At 61.3% G+C, this 20,565-nt stretch carries 24 protein-coding genes; 11 read left to right on the top strand and 13 right to left on the bottom strand.

The features are described 5' to 3' along the window. Positions 1 to 6: 6 nt before the first annotated feature. Positions 7 to 1,353 carry an NCS2 family permease gene (locus BLQ09_RS02370; RefSeq protein ID WP_027603922.1) on the bottom strand — a complete coding sequence of 449 codons (1,347 nt, stop codon included), beginning with the start codon at positions 1,351 to 1,353 and terminating at the stop codon, positions 7 to 9. A 191-nt stretch (positions 1,354 to 1,544) separates the two neighbouring features. After that, positions 1,545 to 1,979 carry a MarR family winged helix-turn-helix transcriptional regulator gene (locus BLQ09_RS02365; protein WP_092355113.1) on the bottom strand — a complete coding sequence of 145 codons (435 nt, stop codon included), beginning with the start codon at positions 1,977 to 1,979 and terminating at the stop codon, positions 1,545 to 1,547. An 81-nt stretch (positions 1,980 to 2,060) separates the two neighbouring features. Here BLQ09_RS02365 and BLQ09_RS02360 point away from each other — a divergent pair, with 81 nt between their 5' ends. Continuing rightward, positions 2,061 to 3,227 carry an aminotransferase-like domain-containing protein gene (locus BLQ09_RS02360; protein ID WP_092355110.1) on the top strand — a complete coding sequence of 389 codons (1,167 nt, stop codon included), beginning with the start codon at positions 2,061 to 2,063 and terminating at the stop codon, positions 3,225 to 3,227. Positions 3,228 to 3,237: 10 nt separating this feature from the next. Continuing rightward, positions 3,238 to 3,840 carry a glutathione S-transferase family protein gene (locus BLQ09_RS02355; RefSeq protein WP_027603925.1) on the top strand — a complete coding sequence of 201 codons (603 nt, stop codon included), beginning with the start codon at positions 3,238 to 3,240 and terminating at the stop codon, positions 3,838 to 3,840. Between the two features lie 59 nt (positions 3,841 to 3,899). Here BLQ09_RS02355 and BLQ09_RS02350 read toward each other — a convergent pair whose 3' ends face one another. After that, entirely contained in the window at positions 3,900 to 4,796 is an 897-nt protein-coding gene (locus BLQ09_RS02350) for a LysR family transcriptional regulator (RefSeq protein ID WP_027603926.1), read from the bottom strand. 130 nt (positions 4,797 to 4,926) lie between these two features. Between BLQ09_RS02350 and BLQ09_RS02345 the strand changes: the two genes are divergently transcribed. From BLQ09_RS02345 to BLQ09_RS02335, 3 genes are read left to right on the top strand one after another with little or no spacing between them, the layout of a single operon-like run. Beyond that, the gene (locus tag BLQ09_RS02345) at positions 4,927 to 6,219 is read left to right on the top strand and encodes a CitMHS family transporter (RefSeq protein ID WP_092355107.1); all 1,293 of its coding nucleotides are present in this window, start codon (positions 4,927 to 4,929) and stop codon (positions 6,217 to 6,219) included. A gap of 1 nt (position 6,220) precedes the next feature. After that, the gene (locus BLQ09_RS02340; RefSeq protein WP_092355104.1) at positions 6,221 to 7,546 is read left to right on the top strand and encodes an acyclic terpene utilization AtuA family protein; all 1,326 of its coding nucleotides are present in this window, start codon (positions 6,221 to 6,223) and stop codon (positions 7,544 to 7,546) included. Further along, entirely contained in the window at positions 7,543 to 7,863 is a 321-nt protein-coding gene (locus tag BLQ09_RS02335; RefSeq protein ID WP_027603929.1) for an AtuA-related protein, read from the top strand. Before BLQ09_RS02340 ends, BLQ09_RS02335 begins: the two co-directional genes overlap by 4 nt. 46 nt (positions 7,864 to 7,909) lie before the next feature. Here BLQ09_RS02335 and BLQ09_RS02330 read toward each other — a convergent pair whose 3' ends face one another. The 5 genes from BLQ09_RS02330 to BLQ09_RS02310 form a co-directional block, all read right to left on the bottom strand. After that, positions 7,910 to 8,281, bottom strand: a complete 372-nt coding sequence (locus BLQ09_RS02330) for a glutathione S-transferase N-terminal domain-containing protein (RefSeq protein ID WP_027603930.1) — start codon at positions 8,279 to 8,281, stop codon at positions 7,910 to 7,912. 101 nt (positions 8,282 to 8,382) lie between these two features. After that, complete coding sequence (gene folE, locus BLQ09_RS02325; RefSeq protein WP_003442011.1) at positions 8,383 to 8,928, bottom strand: GTP cyclohydrolase I FolE; 546 nt, start codon at positions 8,926 to 8,928, stop codon at positions 8,383 to 8,385. Positions 8,929 to 9,006: 78 nt separating this feature from the next. Next, positions 9,007 to 9,564, bottom strand: coding sequence for a Smr/MutS family protein (locus BLQ09_RS02320; protein ID WP_016976371.1), 558 nt, complete (start codon positions 9,562 to 9,564; stop codon positions 9,007 to 9,009). A gap of 75 nt (positions 9,565 to 9,639) precedes the next feature. After that, positions 9,640 to 9,960, bottom strand: a complete 321-nt coding sequence (locus BLQ09_RS02315) for a hypothetical protein (protein WP_092355101.1) — start codon at positions 9,958 to 9,960, stop codon at positions 9,640 to 9,642. A 141-nt stretch (positions 9,961 to 10,101) separates the two neighbouring features. Next, on the bottom strand, positions 10,102 to 10,692 hold the full coding sequence (locus BLQ09_RS02310; RefSeq protein ID WP_027603932.1) for a cysteine hydrolase family protein: 591 nt from the start codon (positions 10,690 to 10,692) through the stop codon (positions 10,102 to 10,104). 240 nt (positions 10,693 to 10,932) lie between these two features. On the opposite strand from BLQ09_RS02310, the gene prmB reads away from it, so the two are divergent. Continuing rightward, a complete protein-coding gene (prmB, locus tag BLQ09_RS02305; protein ID WP_027603933.1) occupies positions 10,933 to 11,841 on the top strand; it encodes a 50S ribosomal protein L3 N(5)-glutamine methyltransferase in 909 nt (302 codons plus the stop codon). A 68-nt stretch (positions 11,842 to 11,909) separates the two neighbouring features. Here prmB and BLQ09_RS02300 read toward each other — a convergent pair whose 3' ends face one another. Both BLQ09_RS02300 and BLQ09_RS02295 read right to left on the bottom strand, forming a co-directional pair. Beyond that, complete coding sequence (locus tag BLQ09_RS02300; protein ID WP_027603934.1) at positions 11,910 to 12,719, bottom strand: hypothetical protein; 810 nt, start codon at positions 12,717 to 12,719, stop codon at positions 11,910 to 11,912. Between the two features lie 99 nt (positions 12,720 to 12,818). Beyond that, positions 12,819 to 13,781: an alpha/beta hydrolase gene (locus BLQ09_RS02295; RefSeq protein WP_027603935.1), complete on the bottom strand. Its 963-nt coding sequence runs from the start codon at positions 13,779 to 13,781 to the stop codon at positions 12,819 to 12,821. A 143-nt stretch (positions 13,782 to 13,924) separates the two neighbouring features. On the opposite strand from BLQ09_RS02295, the gene aroC reads away from it, so the two are divergent. The 4 genes from aroC (at position 13,925) to BLQ09_RS02275 (ending at position 17,194) form a co-directional block, all read left to right on the top strand. Next, the gene (aroC, locus tag BLQ09_RS02290; RefSeq protein WP_027603936.1) at positions 13,925 to 15,016 is read left to right on the top strand and encodes a chorismate synthase; all 1,092 of its coding nucleotides are present in this window, start codon (positions 13,925 to 13,927) and stop codon (positions 15,014 to 15,016) included. A gap of 10 nt (positions 15,017 to 15,026) precedes the next feature. After that, positions 15,027 to 16,187: an MFS transporter gene (locus BLQ09_RS02285; protein ID WP_027603937.1), complete on the top strand. Its 1,161-nt coding sequence runs from the start codon at positions 15,027 to 15,029 to the stop codon at positions 16,185 to 16,187. Next, complete coding sequence (locus BLQ09_RS02280; RefSeq protein WP_092355099.1) at positions 16,184 to 16,714, top strand: 1,2-dihydroxy-3-keto-5-methylthiopentene dioxygenase; 531 nt, start codon at positions 16,184 to 16,186, stop codon at positions 16,712 to 16,714. The genes BLQ09_RS02285 and BLQ09_RS02280 overlap by 4 nt, the downstream gene beginning before the upstream one ends. Before the next feature lie 210 nt (positions 16,715 to 16,924). Further along, the gene (locus BLQ09_RS02275; protein WP_027603939.1) at positions 16,925 to 17,194 is read left to right on the top strand and encodes a response regulator transcription factor; all 270 of its coding nucleotides are present in this window, start codon (positions 16,925 to 16,927) and stop codon (positions 17,192 to 17,194) included. Positions 17,195 to 17,494: 300 nt separating this feature from the next. On the opposite strand, the gene BLQ09_RS02270 is transcribed toward BLQ09_RS02275, so the two are convergent. After that, positions 17,495 to 18,166, bottom strand: coding sequence for a glutathione S-transferase family protein (locus BLQ09_RS02270; RefSeq protein ID WP_092355097.1), 672 nt, complete (start codon positions 18,164 to 18,166; stop codon positions 17,495 to 17,497). A 178-nt stretch (positions 18,167 to 18,344) separates the two neighbouring features. Beyond that, on the bottom strand, positions 18,345 to 19,097 hold the full coding sequence (locus BLQ09_RS02265; protein WP_092355095.1) for an SDR family oxidoreductase: 753 nt from the start codon (positions 19,095 to 19,097) through the stop codon (positions 18,345 to 18,347). A gap of 126 nt (positions 19,098 to 19,223) precedes the next feature. Between BLQ09_RS02265 and BLQ09_RS02260 the strand changes: the two genes are divergently transcribed. Beyond that, positions 19,224 to 20,132 (top strand): LysR family transcriptional regulator, encoded by a 909-nt coding sequence (locus BLQ09_RS02260; protein WP_092355092.1) that lies wholly within the window; start codon positions 19,224 to 19,226, stop codon positions 20,130 to 20,132. Between the two features lie 150 nt (positions 20,133 to 20,282). Here BLQ09_RS02260 and BLQ09_RS02255 read toward each other — a convergent pair whose 3' ends face one another. Then, positions 20,283 to 20,561, bottom strand: coding sequence for a DUF3509 domain-containing protein (locus BLQ09_RS02255; RefSeq protein WP_027603943.1), 279 nt, complete (start codon positions 20,559 to 20,561; stop codon positions 20,283 to 20,285). Positions 20,562 to 20,565 lie beyond the last annotated feature (4 nt).

Below are 20,565 nucleotides of genomic sequence, written 5' to 3'. Positions count from 1 at the left end.
CCTTTTCTATAGAAAGACGAACTTGGCGATAAAGATCGCGCACAACACCCACAGGCTTACGGAAATCTCGCGGTACTTGCCGGTGCCCGCCTTGAGCGCCACATAGGTGATAAAGCCCAGGGCGATACCGTCGGCGACCGAGAAGGTCAGGGGCATCATGATCGCAGTCACGATGGCCGGGATGCTGTCGGTGGCCTCATCCCAATTGATGTGGGCCATGCTCGCCATCATCAGCATCGCCACGTAGATCAGCGCACCGGCGGTGGCATAGGCCGGGATCATGCCCGCCAGCGGTGCGAAGAACATGGCCGCCACAAACAACACGCCGACCGTCACCGCCGTCAACCCGGTACGGCCACCTGCGGCCACCCCGGCGGCGCTTTCCACGTAGCTGGTCACCGGCGGCACCCCCACCATGGCACCGAACACACTCGAAGCGCTGTCGGCCTTGAGGGCGCGGGACAGGTTATCGATCCTGCCGTCGGCGTTGACCAGCCCGGCGCGTTGCGCAACGCCCATCAGTGTACCTGCAGTGTCAAACATGTGCACAAAAAGGAAGGCAAATACCACGCTGATCATGCTGACATTGAATACACCTTTTATGTCCATGGCCATCCAGGTCGGCGCCAGGCTCGGAGGCGTGGAGAGAATGCCGTTGTAGTGCACCAGGTCCAGGCCCCAGCCGGCCAGGGTCACGGCGATGATGCTGATGAGGATCGCGCCGAACACCCGGTGGTAGCTGAGGATCGCGATCAGCAGGAAACACACCGCCGCCAGCAGCGGCGCCGGCTCGTGCAGCGAACCGAGCTTGATCAGGGTGGCCGGGCTGTCGACGATGATGCCCGCGGTTTTCAGGCCGATCACCCCGAGGAACAGCCCGACACCAGCACCCATGGCGTGGCGCAGGCTCACCGGAATGCTGTTGAGCAGCCATTCACGCACCCGGGAAAGGGTCAGGCCCATGAACAGCACCCCGGAAATAAACACCGCACCCAGCGCGGTTTCCCAGTGGTAACCCATGGTGCCGACCACGGTGTAGGTGAAAAACGCATTCAGGCCCATGCCCGGCGCCAGGCCCACCGGCCAGTTGGCGTACAGGCCCATCAGCAGGCAACCCAGCGCGGCGGCGATGCAGGTGGCGACGAACGCAGCGCCGTGATCGATGCCGGCATCGGCCATGATGTTGGGGTTGACGAAGATGATGTAGGCCATGGTGATGAAGGTGGTGAGCCCGGCGATCAGCTCGGTCTTCACTGTGGTGCCATGCAGGCGCAGTTTGAACAGGCGTTCGAGCCAGCCGTTCTGTGAGGGGGCAAGGTCCAGCGGCGAGGCTTCGGATTTGCGGCTATCCACAGCGAGTACTCCTCAAGCATTTTATTGTTATGTCCAGCGCGGGGCGCTGTGAGGTACCGGCGGGTTTTGTTGACCAATAGGTCAGGAACTCGCACGAAGCGAATTATGCTTTTGTATACAAATAAAGCAAATAATGTTTTCTATTTTCTGCATGAAAAGGATGAAAGGCAAAGCCAGGGCGCCACCGAGGATCAAGGCTGGCCTGCAAGTGCCTGGTTGACTGCGAGCCAACCGTTTACCGCTTCTTCGCCCGCTTCGGCGAAGGCGCGCTGCAACAACTTCACCTGTTCACGGCGCAGCGACTGCTCGAAACGCAGGCCTTCCTCGGTCAACTCCAGCAGGCGTTTGCGCTTGTCGGTCTGCGACGCGACGCTGTCCACCAGGTGCATTTCCTGCAATTGGCGCAAGGGTATGTTCAGCGCCTGCTTGCTCACACCGAGCAGTTCCAGCAGTTGCTTGACGCTCAGCGCCGGGTAGCGCGCGATAAAAAACACGATGCGCTGGTGCACCCGGCTCAGGCCACGGCGTTCAAGCATTTCATCGGCCTTGGCAGTGAACGCCTGGTAACCAAAGAAGAACGCTTCCATGGCTTGTTGCTGGCTGCTTTGGTTTTTAAGGTCAAGCATGTTGACGTATCCACTCAAGCTGTCGTAATTTCGGTCAACCAGTTTGACGTATTTCCCACAGGCTTCGCTAGCGGTGACCTTATGGCCTTCTCTGAACGTGTTACGCGCCTCAAAAGCTCCTTGATCCGTGAAATCCTTGCCGCAGCCCAGCGCCCGGAAGTGATGTCGTTCGCCGGTGGCCTGCCGGCCGAGGCCATGCTGCCCGCGCTGGACTGGGATGACATGCCGCTCAACATCGGCCAATACGGCATGAGCGAAGGCGAGCCGCAGTTACGTGAACTGCTCGCCGCCGAAGCGCGTGCGTTGGGTGTGCCGTGCCAGGCCAGCCAGGTGCTGGTGGTCAGCGGTTCCCAGCAAACCCTGGACCTGGCGGCCAAGCTGTATATCGACAAGGGCACCAAGATCCTGCTGGAAGGCCCGACCTACCTGGCCGCCCTGCAGATCTTCCAGCTGTTCGGCGCCGATTGCCTCAGCGTGCAACTGGAAGCCGATGGTCCCGACCTGGCCAGCCTGCGCGCCAATCTCGAACGCCATCGCCCGGCGTTCATTTACCTGATCCCGACGTTCCAGAACCCTTCGGCCGTGCGCTACAGCGAAGCCAAGCGCGAGGCCGTCGCCGCTTTGCTCGATGAGTTCGGCGTGACCCTGATCGAAGACGAACCCTATCGCGAGCTGACCTTCGACGGCGGCAGTGCGCAGCCCATCGTCGGCCGCTTGAAAAAAGCCAGCTGGATCTACACCGGCACGGTCTCCAAGACCTTGCTGCCCGGCCTGCGCGTGGGGTACCTGATCGCCAGCCCGGACCTGTTCCCGCACCTGCTCAAGCTCAAGCAATCGGCGGACCTGCACACCAATCGCGTCGGCCAGTGGCAGGCCATGCAGTGGATCGGCACGCAGAAATACCAGCAACACCTGGTGGAACTGCGCAGTTTCTACCGCGAGCGCCGCGACGCATTCCAGGCTGCATTACAACGCCACTTCAGCGAACTGGCCGACTGGCAAGTGCCCCAGGGCGGATTATTCTTCTGGCTGACCTTGAAACAGCCGCTCGATACCCGCACTTTGTTGGCACCTGCGCTCGATCAGGACGTCGCGTTCATGCCCGGTGAACCGTTCTTTTCCGAGCCGGACCAGCATTTAGGCTCACTGCGACTCAATTTCAGCCATATCGACCCGGCCCGCCTGGACGAAGGGCTCAAACGCCTGGCCGCGGTGGTCCGTCAAGCACAGCACGCGCAAGCGGCATAAGGGGAGCCCCATGTACAAGGTTTATGGCGATTACAAGTCGGGCAACTGCTACAAGGTCAAATTGATGCTCAACCTGTTGGGTATCCCGTATCAATGGGTGGATATCGACATCCTCAACGGCGATACCGAGACCCCTGAATTCCTGGCCAAGAACCCCAACGGCAAGATCCCGGTGCTGGAGCTGGAGGATGGCACCTGCCTGTGGGAGTCCAACGCGATCCTCAACTTCCTTGCCGATGGCAGCGAATTCCTGCCCACCGAACCGCGCCTGCGCACGCAAGTGCTGCAGTGGCAGTTTTTCGAGCAGTACAGCCATGAGCCGTACATTGCGGTGGCGCGGTTTATCCAGTTCTACCTGAACATGCCGGAAGATCGCCTGGAGGAATACAAGACCACCCACAAGCGCGGTTACAAGGCTCTGAAGGTCATGGAGCGTCAGCTGCAAACCACGCCATACCTGGTGGGCGAGCAGTATTCGATTGCCGATATTGCGCTGTATGCCTACACCCATGTAGCCCATGAAGGTGGGTTTGACCTGACGCCTTACCCGGCGGTGCAGGCCTGGTTGAAGCGCGTGGCCAGCCATCCCAGGCATGTGGCCATGCTCGACTGATCACCACGGTCAAAAACGGTGGGAGGGCGGTGCGACGATTCGACTTGCCCCTCCCACATTCAGCTCGATGCCGTGCCAGATAATTCATCGTTCAGCAGGTCGAAACAGCGCTGCGCCGCCGGGCTCAATCCCATCCCGCTACGACTGATCAAGCCGATCTCGCGGTTCACCCCGGGATGATCGATATGGATGCGCTTCAACCCCTCCAGGCTGTCCGCCGCCGACTCCGGCAGTACGCTGATCCCCAGCCCCTGACGCACCAGCGCCAGCACCGTCGACATGTAGTTGGCCTCCATCCCGGCGTTCATCGTCAACCGCGTCTCATCGAACAGCCCATCCACTTGCTCGCGTACGCTGCTGTCGCGGCCGGTAAGGATGATCGGCTGGTCCGCCAGTTGCTCCAGGGTCAATTGGCGATGGTGGGCGAGGGGGTGATCCAGCGGTACGAACGCACACAATCGATCATTCAGCACCGGGGTGAACTCCAGGCCATGGCTTAGCCGCGCCCGTACGCCAATACCGAAATCCACTTCGCCTGCGCGCACCTGGGCATGAATGCGATGGGCCACCAGGTCCTGCAGGCGTACTTCGATCCCGGCAAAACGCTCGCGAAACAGACGCAGGGCCGGGGGCAGGGCGCCGGCGCAGACCGACGGCAGGGCCGCGAGGGTGACCACGCCACGGCGCAAGGCCGCGAGGTCGCGGGAGCCGGTGACGATGTTGTCCAGGTCCAGCAGCAGTTTTTCCATCGGCCCGCGCGCGTCCTGGCCGGCAGCGGTGATGCTCACATGCCGGGGGCTGCGGTCGAGCAGGGCGACGCCGAGCCAGTCTTCGAGTTGTTGCACCTGCACGGTGAGTGCCGAAGGCGAAAGATGCAGCTCATGGGCGGCCTTGATAAAGCTGCCGGTGCGGGCCACCGCAAGGAACGCCTGAATGTGCTGGATCGAATTTTTCATTGTTGTTGTTCTCGAGCGTTTTGTTTTTACGAATATGACTGGCTGAACATTCCAATTTACAAAGAGTAACGCGCTTCCAATACTCCAGGGAAAACAATAACCGGCCACCAAGGCCGCTCTGGAGTAACCCATGCTCGCAACCCTGGGTGTCATTACCATCCTGTGCCTGCTCGCTGCCGTCATGAGCAAACGCCTTTCGCCACTGGTGGCCCTGATCGCCTTGCCGATCATCGCCGCGCTGCTCGGTGGGTTCGGCCTGCAAACCAGTGCCTTCATCATTACCGGCATCAAGAACGTCGCCCCCGTGGTGGGCATGTTCGTGTTCGCGATCCTGTTTTTCGGGATCATGACCGATGCCGGTATGCTCGATCCCATCATTGATCGCATCCTGCGCACGGTAGGGACACGTCCTACACGGATTGTCGTTGGGACTGCGACCCTGGCCCTGTTGGTGCACCTGGACGGTTCCGGTGCCGTGACCTTTCTGGTGACGGTGCCGGCGATGCTGCCGTTGTATACGCGGCTGGGCATCGATAAACGCATCCTCGCCTGTGTCTGCGCGATGGCCGCCGGGGTCAATTTCCTGCCGTGGACCGGCCCGGTGCTGCGCTCTTCGGCGGCCTTGCACGTGCCGGTGGCGGACCTGTTCCAGCCGCTGATCCCGGTGCAGATCGTCGGGCTGATCTTCGTCTTCGCCTGCGCCTGGTGGCTCGGCCGGCGAGAAGAAAGACGCCTGGGCCTGGGCGCCGGCTCCAGCGTGGACGCCGTGCCGCAACGGGTGCTCAGCGACGACGACATCAAGCTGCGCCGCCCCCGCCTGTTCTGGGTCAACCTGATCCTGACCGTGCTGGTTATGGTGGTGATGATCGCCGGCTGGGTCGACCCGGTGGTGATGTTCATGCTCGGCACCGTGGCAGCGCTGTGCATCAACTACCCGAACGTGGACGCCCAACGCGCACGCATCGATGCCCATGCGAAAACCGCCCTGACCATGGCCAGTATCCTGCTCGCCGCCGGGGTGTTCACCGGCATCATGCAAGGCACCGGCATGCTCAAGGCCATCGCCGAAGTGGCGGTAGCGCAGATTCCGGCCGGCCACGGCAAGCTGATTCCGGCCGTGGTGGGCTTTATGTCCATGCCGCTGAGCATGCTGTTCGACCCCGACTCCTACTATTTCGGCGTGATGCCGGTGATTGCCGAAGTCGGCAAGGCCCTGGGCGTCGACCCACTGCAAGTGGCCCAGGCGTCGTTGCTGGGCGTACACACCACCGGTTTTCCGGTCAGTCCGCTGACCCCGGCGACCTTCCTGTTGGTGGGCCTGTGCAAGATCGAATTGGCCGATCACCAGCGCTTCACCATTCCTTTTCTGTTTGCCGCGTCGGTGTTGATGACCCTGACGGCGTTGCTCCTGGGAGTGATTTGAAATGAAAACCTTGCGCATCGGTTCCGGCGCCGGCTACTCCGGCGACCGCATCGAACCTGCCGTGGAACTGGCCGAGCTGGGCGACCTGGATTACCTGGTGTTCGAGTGCCTGGCCGAGCGCACCATCGCCTTGGCGCAACAGGCGCGAATCAGTGACCCGCAGGGGGGGTATGACCCGCTGCTCAGTGAGCGCATGCAGCGTGTGTTGCCTTACGTCGGCCGCCATGAAGGGCGTCGCCGCCTGCGGGTGATCACCAATATGGGCGCGGCCAACCCCGTGTCGGCCGCCGTTGAAGTGCGCCGTATCGCCACGGAGCTGGGCCTGCACCTCAAGGTCGTGGCCGTGGTGGGCGATGATGTGTTGGAGGCCTTGCGGCCTGAGCAATTGCTGGATAACGGCCAGACCGTGGGTTCACTCGGCAAGCGCCTGATTTCCGCGAATGCCTACCTGGGCGTCGACGGCATTCTTGATGCCTTGCGCGCCGAGGCCGATGTGGTGATCACCGGGCGGGTGGCCGACCCGTCGCTGTTCCTGGCACCGCAGATGTTTGCGTTCGGCTGGGCAGCGGATGATTGGCAGCGTCTGGGGCGCGGTACGTTGGTCGGGCATCTGCTGGAGTGTGCCGGGCAGGTCAGCGGCGGCTATTTTGCCGATCCCGGTTTCAAGGATGTGGATGACCTCGCACGCCTGGGCTTTCCGTTGGCTGAAATCGATGCCGAGGGTGAGGCCGTGATCACCAAGGTGGCAGGCTCCGGTGGGCGGGTCAGTCGTGCCACCTGCACCGAGCAGTTGATCTACGAAGTGCATGATCCTGCGGCGTATCTCACCCCGGACGTGACTGCCGATTTTTCCCAGGTGGGGTTTGACGAGGAGGGCGTTGATCGGGTACGTGCCCACGGTGCTGCTGGCCGCGCACGGCCCGAGCAGTTGAAGGTGAGCGTCGGTTACCTGGATGGCTGGATTGGCGAAGGGCAAATGTCCTACGGCGGTCCCGGCGCGGTCGCACGGGCGCAGCTGGCGCGGGATGTCGTACTCAAGCGTTTGCAACTGATGGGTGTGAAGATGCAGGACGTACGCGCCGAACTGATCGGCATGGACTCGCTGCACGGTCCGCGCAGCAGCGTAGAGCCCTGGGAAGTGCGCCTGCGCGTGGCGGCCCGCTGTGAAGACCGCAGTGAAGCGGTGCGGGTCGGCAATGAAGTGGAAACCCTCTACACCAACGGCCCGTCCGGCGGCGGCGGTGCCAGCAAGAGCGTACGGCAGGTGGTGGCGGTGGCGTCATTGCTGCTGCCCCGTGACGCGGTCAACCCGAGGATCGAAGCATGAAACTGCACACGCTGGCCCATTCCCGTACCGGCGACAAGGGCGACACCTCGAACATTTCGATCATTGCTTACCGAGCCGAGGATTATCTGCTGTTGTGTGAACAGCTTACCGCCGAGCGCGTGGCCGACTTTTTTGCCGGCCTGCTGGAGCCGGACGCGGCCCCGGTGCGCCGCTATGAACTGCCGAATGTGCAGGCGCTGAACTTCGTACTGCCGGGGATATTGCGCGGCGGCGTAACCCGCTCGCTGGCACTGGATGCCCATGGCAAGTGCCTCGGCTCGGCGCTGCTCGATCTCGATTTGGCACTACTGGACTAACTCTGGGAGGGACTTGCCCCTCCCACAGTGAATCTGCCCAGGTCTGTCAGATCGCGGCGAAACGCTTGTCCAGGTAATCGATGATCACCTTGGAGTCATACATCCAGGTGGTCTGGCCATTCTCTTCGATACGCAGGCACGGCACCTTGATCTTGCCGCCTTGCTCCAGCAGGGTCTGGCGGTCCTGCTCGTTGTTCTTCGCATCCTTCAGCGCCACCGGCACATTCAGGCGGTGCAGGGTGCGGCGGGTCTTCACGCAGAACGGGCAGGCGTGGAATTGATACAGGGTCAGGTCCTTGGCCGCTGCGTTCACCTGCGCCTGTTGTTCGGCAGGGCGCTGCTTTTTGCGCGGGCGGGTAAGGAAGTCGCCGGCGATGATGACGTGGCCGAGGCCCACTCGAAGTGCTTTGACGAACATGGCTGAAACCTCTTGCCCATGAAGAAGGGGCCGCAGCTTACCTCAATTTTGCAGGCGAAAAAAAACCGGCGATGAACGCCGGTTTTTCCCTACCCGGCCTGTTACTTGATCAGGCTGAGGAATTCACTGCGGGTGGCCGCGTTTTCGCGGAACTCACCCAGCATCACCGAGGTGATCATCGACGAATTCTGTTTCTCCACACCGCGCATCATCATGCACATGTGCTTGGCTTCGATCACCACGGCCACGCCCAGGGCACCGGTCACTTGCATCACCGCATCGGCGATCTGGCGGCTGAGGTTTTCCTGGATCTGCAGGCGGCGCGCATACATGTCGACAATCCGCGCGACCTTCGACAGGCCCAGCACCTTGCCGCTCGGGATATACGCCACATGCGCCTTGCCGATAAACGGCAGCAGGTGGTGTTCGCACAGCGAGTACAACTCGATGTCCTTGACCAGCACCATTTCGCTGTTGTCGGAGCTGAACAAGGCACCGTTGGTGACTTCTTCGAGTGTCTGTTCATAGCCGCGGCAAAGGTACTGCATCGCCTTGGCGGCACGCTTGGGCGTGTCGAGCAGGCCCTCGCGGGAGACGTCCTCGCCGAGTTGGCCGAGGATCGCGGTGTAATTCTGTTCCAGGGACATGAAACTACCTGTGGGATTTTCGCAAAGCGCAAGGTTACGGTGGCCGACACATCGCTGCAAGCCTGACGATGGCACTTGTTACTCGTCGCGCCCTTCCATCATCGTGCGCTTGAGCATCACATACACCGCACCCGCGCCCCCATGACGGGCCTGGCACGAGGTAAAGCCGAGCACCTGGGCATGCTGGCGCAGCCAGGTGTTGACGTGGCTCTTGATCATCGGCCGCTTGCCGTCCAAGCGCACCGCCTTGCCATGGGTGACGCGCACGCAGCGGATTTCAAACTTGGTGGCTTCGGCGAGGAAGGCCCACAGGGTTTCCCGGGCTTTCTCCACGTTCATGCCGTGCAGGTCGAGGCTGCCTTCGAACGGGATCTGACCGGCCTTGAGCTTGCGCATCTGGCTTTCCTGTACGCCGTCGCGGGCCCACATCAGCTCGTCTTCGGGGCCGACATCGATCACGAACTGGTCTGACAGGCCATCTACGGTGGTGGCATCGGTGCGCACGGTAGCAGCCTGGCGCAGCTTGGCGATCTGTGCGCGGTCGGCCTTGGGTTTGCCGGTGTCGGCGCGGTCGTGCTTGATCGGCTTGACGCCGCGCAGCTCGTTTTTGAACAGGGAAAAATCGTCGTCTTGCATGTCAGCCTCCGCGAAGGGCGGGCAGTTTACCTAAATCGCGGCGGCCGGGGCGCAGGAAACGCTATCCAAGCGCCATCAGTCGTGCTTTTTCATCAGGTGCGAGGCGATGTTCAGTGACAACGGCTGGCGCATCTTCCGACGGCTGCGGCGCCACAGCCACACGCCCAGCCACAGCACCAGCAGCCCGATCCCCAGTAAAATCGCCGAGCCGCCAGGGCTGGCATTCAGTTCGCCAAGGGCCGGCGAGTGGCCAGACAAACCGGCGCCACCAGCGCCAGCCAACAACAAGCCTACGACCGCCAGCAGCGCGGCAATGCCGGCCACCAGGCGCAGACGCCAGTTGCTCGGGCCCTTGGGGCGCAAGCGACGAGCGTCAAAACCATCGGATATCTTCATTCCGACCTTTCCTCCAGGGTATCGGCCCTTCGACCGGAAGATACACAGGTTGTTCCTGTACCCGAGGTAAATGCGCCAAATGAGAGGGCTTTGCGGATGAGCGGGACCTGCAACAGGCCGCGCCGCTCACCCGAAGGGCGATCAGATCAGGTCTTTAGTCAGTGCGAGAGTGGCAAAATTGTCAGCCATGATGGCCATCTCGGTCTGCTGCACATGCTCGGCGCTCAGGATGCCACCTTTGTAAGGCAGGTCGCGGGTGGCACAGGCGTCTTCCACCAGGGTGCAGCGAAACCCCAGGTTCTTCGCGGCACGCACGGTGGTGCTGACGCTGGAGTGGCTCATGAAGCCGCAGACGATCAGGTCGAGGGAACCGAGGTCCTGCAGGTGTTTTTCCAGGCCGGTGCCGTGGAAGGCGCTGGGCAGCAGCTTGCCGATGATGGTTTCGTCACCTTGAGGTTCGAGGCCGGGGATGAACTCACCGCGCTCGCCCTGGGGGTCAAACAGGCCGCCCACGGTACCCAGGTGGCGCACGTGCACGATCGGGCGCCCGGCGTTGCGCGCGGCGGCGACCAGTTGCTTGATATTGCCGACCGCCGCGTCCATGCCGGAGAGGGCGAGCGGGCCACTGAGGTATTCCTTTTGAGCGTCGATGATCACGAGGGTCGCATGGGCAAGGTTGGCAGCTGCGTAACCACGACCGCTGAGTTGAAACATCGTCTTTGGAACGGACATTCTGGGGCTCCTGTGAGGGGGGCTTTTGCGTCATTGTCCACTGGCTGAGCGGTTCTGTGAATCGCTACTATCGTAAGGTACGCCGTTGCTGGCGTGCAGCCATGTCAAGTGGTGGCGATGTTTAACCGAATGATGGCGATTTGGATGAAATCCGACGTACGGCAACAGGTTTTCGTACATCGTCGATACAGGCGAAGACTGTTAGAATCGCCAGTCGTTTTTTCCAGGAGTCTGCCCCCCGTGATCACATCCCGCCTGCGCACCTTGCGCGACCACATCCGTTGGGCCGTCAGCCGTTTCCATGGGGAAGACCTGTTTTTTGGCCATGGCACCGACAATGCCTGGGACGAAGCCCGGCAGTTGGTGCTCGGTGCCTTGCACCTGCCATGGGAAATTGCCGACAGCTACCTCGATTGCAACCTGGAAGAAGAGGAAATCTCTCACGTACAGCGTTTGTTGCATCGCCGTATCCATGAGCGGGTGCCCACGGCCTACCTGTTGAAAGAGGCGTGGTTCTGCGGCATGTCGTTTATCGTTGACGAGCGCGTGCTGATCCCGCGCTCACCTATCGGCGAGTTGATCGAAAACCGCTTCGAACCTTGGCTGGCCCAACCACCGACGCGCATCCTCGACCTGTGCACCGGCTCCGGCTGCATCGGCATTGCCTGCGCCTACGAGTTCCAGGACGCCGAAGTGGTACTCGGTGACCTGTCCTTCGAAGCCCTGGAAGTGGCCAATCAGAATATCGAGCGCCATGGTGTCGACGAGCGTGTGTACACCGTGCAGGGCGACGGCTTCGACGGCCTGCCGGGCCAGCGCTTTGACCTGATCGTGTCGAACCCGCCGTATGTGGATGCCGAAGACTTTGCCGACATGCCGGACGAATACCAGCACGAGCCGGAGCTGGGCCTGGCCTGCGGCGACGATGGCCTGAACCTGGTGCGGCGCATGCTGGCCGAGGCGGCGGACCACCTGACCGAGAAGGGTTTGCTGATTGTCGAGGTGGGCAACAGCCAGGTGCATGTTGACGCGCTGTACCCGGAAGTGGACTTCGCCTGGCTGGATTTCCAGCGGGGTGGGCATGGGGTGTTCATGCTCACGGCCGAACAGTGCCGAGAGCACCAGGCAATCTTCGCCGCTCGGGTTTAACCAACCTTAGGGTAGGAAATGTAGGAGGGGCCACGCCCCCTCCCACCTTTCGATGGCTTTCCAGCCGGCTATCGGTGCGTGGCAATCCAGATCAACAGCCCCGCCTGAAACACGGTAAATGCCACCAGGCAGGTGATGGTAAAGCGCAACCCGCTGTCCTCACGCTTGAACTTGGTGACCTTTTCTTCTTCCTTGCGCAGCTTCACTTCCTGCTCCAGCAGGTTGTGCTCGGCCTGTTGCAGCATCTGCGCGGCTTCAAGGATCTCCACGAACTGCACCTTCTCGGTGTTCCAACTGTCCAGTACGTCGCTGACCTTGCCCGGCTGCACGTTGCCTTTGAGGTGCTGCACATCGGCGTAGGCCACATCGAAACCCTGGACGCGCAGGAAGTGATCGCGGCGCAGGCGTGTGGCTTCGTTGAGTGCGTCCTTGTTGGCCAGGTCCACGCCGTCGACGCGGTAGCTTGACCATTTTTTCTTCGCCCACGCGGCGCCCTGGGCCACCAGGAAGCGGCCGATGCCGCGGTTGGCCGGTTCGATTTCCAGGCTGTTGCCCGGGCCGAAGTGCACGCGGTGTTTATCGTGATCCACCCAGATATCCAGATGGTTCTGCTCACGGCGCACCCGCTGCCCCGGCAATTGGATCACCATGCGCAACAGGCTGTGGTGTTTGTCATGGCGCTCGGCATAGCCGAACTGTACGAACCGCAGCGGCCGCAGGCCGGTGGCGCGGTCGGTGGCCAGCGGGGCCAGGCGCAGCATCTTGAAATGCTCGGCCTGAACATCCGCCCACGGCAGGGGAGCCGCCGTGTCGATGGCCTCGGTTTTTTCAGCCGGGGTGTCGGCGGTCGGTTCCGGTGTTGCTTCAGTGGTTGTCATGCGGTGCGATCCTGTCCAAGCCCTGCCAGTCGACAGTCTTTTTGCTGTCGACTCTGGGCTTATCGGCCGCTTTTTGCAGGACTGGAGGCAAATTGTCGGTTAACGGGGTTGAAGTCCGTCGATAAAGCCTGCCAAGCGGGTGCCCAGTTCAGCGGCGAGCGGCAATTGCGGGTCATTGTAGGAGGCCAATTGTTGCTTTACGTCGTTGGGCACGATGCGCATCACGTGGTTCATGCCTTCGATCACCGCCAGTTCGGCATCGGGCTTGGCCCTTTTGAGTTGCTCGGCGTCGCCCACACCGACCTGAATATCGTTGCTGCCCTGGATGATCAACGCCGGCATGCGCAGTTTCGCAAAGGCCGCTGAAGGGTCGGCGCGAAACAGGCTGATCAGATAAGGCTGCACGCTGGGTCGGAAAATGCCCTGCAACGGGCCAGGCACATCGGCGTCCACCTGACCGGCCTTGAGGTGATCAAGGATTTCATTGCTGCGCAGCAGCAGGGCAGGGGGCAGGTGATCGGCCAGTTGCTGGCGGATCACCTGGTCGACCGGGCGGGCGCTGCCGGACAGGGAAATGACTCCAGCCGGGTCGAGTTGGGGGGCGGCGAGGGCGGCAACCAGCGCGCCTTCGCTGTGGCCCAGCACAATCAGCGGGCCCATGCGTGTGTCGGCCTTGAGCAATTTACCCCAGGCCACCGCGTCGGCCACGTAGGCATCGAGGGTCAGGTTGCGTTCGTCGGGCGTGGCGGCGAGGCTGGCGGCCACACCGCGCTTGTCGTAGCGCACGCTGGCGATGTTATGCCGGGCCAGCACCCAGGCCAGGCGCTTGAGGCTGTCATTGCGTGCGCCGTCGGCGCTGTTGCCGTTGCGGTCGGTGGGGCCGGAGCCGGCGATGATCAACACCACCGGTACCGGTTTGTCGGACTGCGGCAGCAGCAGCGAGCCAAACAGTTCGCCACTGCCGGTGTCCAGGCTGATCGGGCGTTGCAGTACGACAGGGGAGGCGGCGTGGGCCACGGCGGTAAACAGGGTCAGGGTAAACAGAAGAACTCGCAGCATCATCGCGCCATCATGAGGAAGGTGCCGGTTGGACCAAGGTCTACCGGTAAGGTTTCGAGGATGAACTAGTCGGTTAGCCTGCGTATACTGGCCGCCTTAAGTTATTACGGTTGACTTGATTCAACTGATTTCACGGAGCGCCCTGCATGTCCGGCAATACCTTCGGCAAGCTGTTCACTGTCACCACCGCGGGCGAAAGCCATGGCCCGGCGTTGGTCGCCATTGTCGACGGCTGCCCGCCCGGCCTCGAGCTGTCCCTGGAAGACCTGCAGCGTGACCTCGACCGTCGCAAGCCCGGCACCAGCCGCCACACCACCCAGCGCCAGGAGCCCGACGAAGTCGAGATCCTCTCCGGGGTGTTCGAAGGTCGTACCACCGGGTGCGCCATCGGCCTGCTGATTCGCAATACCGACCAGAAGTCCAAGGACTATTCGGCGATCAAGGATCTGTTCCGCCCGGCCCACGCCGACTACACCTACCACCATAAATACGGCGAACGCGACTACCGTGGCGGCGGTCGCAGCTCGGCCCGTGAAACCGCGATGAGGGTGGCAGCCGGCGCCATCGCCAAGAAATACCTGGCGACCCAGGGCATCGTCATCCGTGGCTACATGAGCCAGTTGGGCCCGATTGAAATCCCGTTCAAGACCTGGGACAGCGTGGAAGACAACGCCTTTTTCTGCCCTGACCCGGACAAAGTACCGGAGCTGGAAGCCTACATGGACCAGCTGCGCCGCGACCAGGATTCGGTCGGCGCCAAGATCACCGTGGTCGCCGAAGGCGTCAAGCCGGGCCTGGGCGAGCCGATTTTCGATCGCCTCGACGCCGAACTGGCCCACGCGCTGATGAGCATCAATGCCGTGAAAGGCGTGGAGATTGGCGCCGGTTTCGCCTGCGTGTCCCAGCGTGGCACCGAGCACCGCGATGAACTGACGCCGGAAGGCTTCCTCAGCAACAACGCGGGCGGCATCCTCGGCGGTATTTCCTCCGGCCAGCCGATTGTTGCGCACCTGGCACTCAAGGCCACCTCGAGCATCACCACCCCGGGCCGTTCGATCGATGTGCACGGCAACCCGGTGGACGTGATCACCAAGGGCCGTCACGACCCGTGCGTGGGCATCCGGGCCACGCCGATTGCCGAAGCGATGATGGCCATCGTGTTGATGGACCACCTGCTGCGCAATCGCGGGCAAAATGCCGATGTGCGCGTGAGTACCCCGGTGCTGGGCCAGCTGTGACGGCGCGGCGGTGACAGCCCTCCCGTACTGGCGCCTCTCCAGCTTCTACCTGTTCTACTTCGCCCTGCTCGGGGCGACGGCGCCGTTCCTGGCGCTGTACTTCGACCACCTGGGGTTCTCCAGCGCGCGCATCGGCGAGCTGGTGGCCATCCCCATGCTGATGCGCTGCGTGGCCCCCAACCTGTGGGGCTGGCTGGGCGACTACAGCGGCCGACGCCTGGCCATCGTGCGCTTCGGCGCGGTGTGCACCCTGCTGAGTTTTTCCCTGATCTTCGTCAGCCACTCCTACGCCTGGCTGGCCCTGGTGATGGCCCTGCATGCGTTCTTCTGGCACGCGGTGCTGCCGCAGTTTGAAGTGATCACCCTGGCCCACCTGCAAAAACAGACCGCGCGCTATAGCCAGGTGCGCCTGTGGGGCTCCATCGGTTTTATCCTCACCGTGGTGATCATGGGCCGCCTGTTCGACTGGCTGAGCCTGGATATCTACCCGGTGGTGGTCGTGGTGATCATGGCCGGCATCATCGGTGCCAGCCTGTGGGTCCCGAATGCGCAGCCCGCCAGCCACGGCAATCGTCTGGCCGCTGATGGTTTCCTCAAGCAGCTGCGCAGTCCCGGCGTACTGGCGTTTTACGCCTGCGTGGCGCTGATGCAAATGAGCCATGGCCCGTATTACACCTTCCTGACCCTGCACCTGGAACACCTTGGCTACAGCCGTGGCATGATCGGCATGCTGTGGGCCCTGGGAGTGCTGGCGGAAGTGCTGATGTTCCTGGGCATGAGCCGCATCCTCACACGTTTTTCGGTACGCCGGGTGCTGCTGGCCAGTTTCCTGCTGGCGGCCCTGCGCTGGCTGTTGCTGGGCTCGTTTGCCGAACTGCTGTGGGTGCTGTTGCTGGCGCAGGTCATGCACGCTGCCACGTTCGGCAGTTTTCACGCCGCAGCGATTGCCTTTGTGCAGCGCAGCTTTGGCGATAAGCAACAAGGCCAGGGCCAGGCGCTGTACGCCGCCCTGGCCGGCACCGGCGGTGCGCTGGGTGCGCTGTATTCCGGCTACAGCTGGAACCTGCTGGGGCCGACCTTCACCTTTAGTATTGCCAGCGTCGCCGCCCTGGCCGCCGCCGCTATCATCGGTTTTCGATTGCAAGAGCAGAACCAAGGAACCCTTCAATGAGTTATGTCGCCGTCTACCCCGTCGCTTCACCGGATACCCCGAACAAGGTCCTGACCCATGTCGACGACATCGCCGCTACCCTGGCCGAGCACGGTGTGCGGTTCGAGCGCTGGCAGCCTGCCCTGATCGAGAGGGGCGCCAGCGACGCTGAGATGATTGCCGCCTATCAGCCGCAGATCGATGCCCTCGGCTACGGTGCGGTGGCGGTGCTCAGTGTCACCAGCGACCACCCGCAAAAAGCCGAATGGCGTGCCCGGTTCCTGGATGAACGCCGCTGCAGCGAAGACGAAGTGCATTTTTTCATCGCCGGCCAGGGCTTGTTCAACCTGCATGTTGGCGACTACGTGTATGCCGTGCGTTGTGAAAAAAACGATCTGCTGTTGGTACCCGCCGGTATGCCGCATTGGTTTGATATGGGGGAGAACCCCCACTGTATAACGCTGCGACTCTTCAATCAGGCGCAAAACCCGGTGCCGGAGTTGACGGGCGACGATATCGCCCGACGCTTTCCCGGGCTGGATGACTGATTACGACATATCGAAAACTTCAACCCCCGCATGTTGGAAGTTGTTGTGGGAATAAACTCTTATTCTTGTAAGGCCCGGCTGTTTATCGCGGGGCCTGCGCCTTAGTGCCATTGGTTATGTAACTCTTTGCGGCAACAACGTTTATATCACCTGTCAATAGGAGGAATCCGAAGGTGATAGGGCGATAGCCAGCAAAAGGGAGTGAAACTAATGAGAGGCCCCAGGGAATTGTCTCCAGTGCCACATTCGGTGCCCAACGCCGCCAGGAGGCGTTTGAGCTTGTCCGGAAAACCACTGACCCCTACGGAATTGGAAATCCTGCGTTGGGCCTCCGAAGGCAAGACCGTCTGGGAGATCAGCCAGATTCGCGCCACGTCCGAAGCCACGGTGAAATTCCACCTGCGCAATATCTACGGCAAATTTGGCGTGACCAACCGAGTGCAGGCGATGAATGAGGCGGCACGCCAAGGTTTATGCTGACCCCAGCTTTCGGCCACCGAAGCAATCGGTTTGAAGCGTCATCGTCCAGCCATAACGAAGTCGTGCTTACGTGGATGCCCCTTCAGAATGTCCTCGGCGACCGACTCGGCTCCAGTTCCGGAGGGTGTCAATGAACGGGCGTAGCGGAGGCGGTACCTGACGCGGAATAACGGTAATGCCATGAGCTCGACCTTGCTCCTAATTGACCTCATCGTGTCGCCCACATTCGGGGGGGCTCGATGCCTAACGTCGCATTGGTGGCGCTAGGCTCGACGTCAGTCTTTTGATTGATCGCGTCGGCTAAGCGGCAGCGATCAGCGCTCCTTGTTGGCGCAGATGCGTCTGGAAACGATCGGCATAGTCTTCGACAACGGCATCCCTTACGCTGGAGCGCGCCTCAAGCGCCTCACGCCAAGCCGAAATGCGCGGAAGGCCGTCGAAAATCTGGTGTGCGACAGTTGCGTCGATACTCTCGAAGTAACGGAAAAGCGGGGCATAAACCGCATCAACCATTCCAAAGGCCGAGCCATTGAAGAACGGCCCCACGCCTATTTCTGACTCCAGTTTGCCGAGCCGTTCGCGAAATGCGGTGCGCTTGGCATCTGCGGTCGCAGAGTCACGAGCGTGGAGAAACTGCCAGGCTTCAGCCTGCGCCTGCGACGCGAACTCGATCCACGCGCGATTCCGTGCGCGAGCTAACGCATCGACGGGGTACATCGGCGCGCCGCCTTGGGTTTCGTCGAGGTACTCGCAGATGACCATGCTTTCGAATAGGATCGCGTCTTTTGCATTGTCCCGGCGCACCTTGAGCACCGGGACCTTGCCGGTTGGCGAAACTGCCAGGAACCAGTCTGGCTTGGCTGATAAATCGACATTTATCCGATCGAATTGGATACCCTTTTCAAGCAGCACAATCGCGGCGCGCTGTACGAATGGGCATAGTGGGTGGCTTATCAGCGTAAGAGCGTTCATTGCTTTTAGTGGCCCTGGATGGTTTATCAAGCGCAAACAGCGGCAGAGGTTTCCCGCGTACCGCTGTGTGCGCAGTCTGGATTGGACTGTTTCGTCCCTGAGTGCTGGGGCCGGCGTTCAGTACCTGATTAACTCAGCCCGGGCGATGTGGCATTCGCGTAATTCTTGAGCTGCGCGCTTAGCCATTCAGCAGGCGGCCGCCGTCAAGGACGATTTCAGAGCCGAGCGTCCAGCGCGACTCGTCGGATGCCAGATACAGCACTGCCTTGGCCACCTCGTCGGAGGTACCGAAGCGCCCAAGCGGAATGGTTGCCGCAATCTCTTTGTTAAGCTGCGCGCGATAAGCTTGCGGAATACCCAGCTTGTCGTAAAGCGGCGTCTCGACGGGGCCAGGGCTCACTGCGTTGACACGGATGCCACGGCCCAGCAATTCGGTCGAGAGCGTCTTCGACATGTTCAGCAGTGCGGCCTTCGTTGCGGCATACACGGACGAGCGATCTGCGCCTGCATGGGCGCTTACGGAAGTCGTCAACACGACCGAAGCAGGATTGGCGAAGACCGGCAACAGCGCCTGCATCAGGAAGTACGGCCCTTTGACGTTGATGTCGAAAGAGCGGTCAAACATATCTTCCGTCCATTCCTCAATGGGCTGCCAGACGGATACGCCGGCATTGAGGAAGGCAACGTCGAGTTGGCCGTAGTGTTCCTTGATGACGTGTGCCAGCTCCTTTTGTGCCGCAACGCTGGCCGAGTCGGCGCGCAGCACCGGCACTTCCGGGCCTAATTCGGCCTGGGCCTTTGCAATCGAATCGGGGTTGACCCCCGTTACGATCACGCGAGCACCCTCCGCCAGGAACTGCTTTGCCGTTTCCAGCCCGATGCCACTGGTGCCGCCAGTAATGAGCGTACGTTTACCTTGCAAGCGCGACATTTGAATTCTCCGGTGAATGACGACCACCGCGGTCGACAGGGAGAATATGCGCTCATGCCCCATGGTATATAAGACTGCTTATTCGCATATAATTCATGCAAATTGAGCATGAATTGAGGTGGAGAAGTGGACCGATTTCTGTTGATGACGTGCTTCGCGCGTGCTGTAGAAACCGGGAGCTTTTCGGCGGCAGGACGTGATCTAGGGCTGGGGCAACCGAATGTAAGCCGTTATGTAGCGGCTCTGGAGGATCATTTGCAGACGCGTTTGCTCCACCGGTCTACTCGCAAGCTGTCGTTGACACCGGAGGGCGAACGCTACTATGCGGACATCCGGCGCATCCTGGATGCGGTGGATGAATCCGAATCGTCCTTCAGAAACAGCGTCGATCCATCGGGACTCTTGCGCGTAGCCTGTCCGACAGCTCTCGCACACGCGTTTGTGCTGCCGCATGTGCCGGCCTTTCTGGAGCGCTACCCTCAATTGATCTTGGATCTCCAACTCAACGATCGATACGTAGACCTGGTCAATGAAGGCACCGAACTCGCCATTCGCATAGGACTGCTGGAGGACAGCACCTTGCGCGCCCGGCCTCTTGGATGGTACGACCGGGTCTTCGTCGCCAGCACGGACTACTTGGCTAAACGCGGCGTTCCGCAGACCCCGGAGGATCTACGCGACCACGATTGCATCATCTACACCTTACTGTCGTCCGGGGCGACCTGGCGATTCCGGGACGCGGAGATTCCGATTACCGGCAGGCTCAGGGTCAACTCGCCCGACGCTGTGAGTGCGGCGGTCGTGGCGGGCCTGGGTGTGGCGCATGGACCCGCGTGGCTGTTTGAGGGCGGGCTGAACAGCGGGAGATTACAGTTCATTCTCACCAACCATGGGGCTCCACCTGTCCCCGTGCAGATGGTTTATGTCGCCAATAGATTGCTCCCCACGCGGGCTATCGTGTTCATGGATTTCATGGCTGAGGTGTTTTCAAAGATTCCAGCCTTGAACGGCGGCACCCCGGTGCCGACTCTATAAGACGAGACGGCACCGGCAGATGTTGAACTCGCGTATAAACAGCTGTATCGGGCTCAGGCGCAGTTCAGCGAAGTGCCGGGCTGGAGTCATCGTCAAACAAAAAAGGCCGCGACGCTCAAGAGCGTCGCGGCCTTGTTATGACTGCGGTATTTACGCCGAATGGTAGGTCGGCAGGGCAAAGCGGTTCTGGCTTTGCAACATCGAAATTTGCGGCAGTTCACTGGCTTGTTCGGCCAGGTCGCGACGAATCGCGCTGATCACCCAGGTCAATTGATCGGCGGTGTGCAACTGCTGGTAAGAGATCGAACGCTTGACCTGCTTGCCGTCACTGTTGCGCAGGGTCAACAGAATGCCGCCGTCGGGACGAGGCTGGGTGGTGACGTCGTAGTTGGAGAATACTGAAGCGAATTTATCTTGGATCAGGCTCATGTCT

Origin of the sequence: Pseudomonas sp. NFACC25, from assembly GCF_900100935.1 — a bacterium.
Lineage (GTDB): Bacteria > Pseudomonadota > Gammaproteobacteria > Pseudomonadales > Pseudomonadaceae > Aquipseudomonas > Aquipseudomonas marginalis.
The sequence above is the reverse complement of the archived record's forward strand: the minus strand, read 5'-3'. Positions and strand labels throughout refer to the sequence as shown.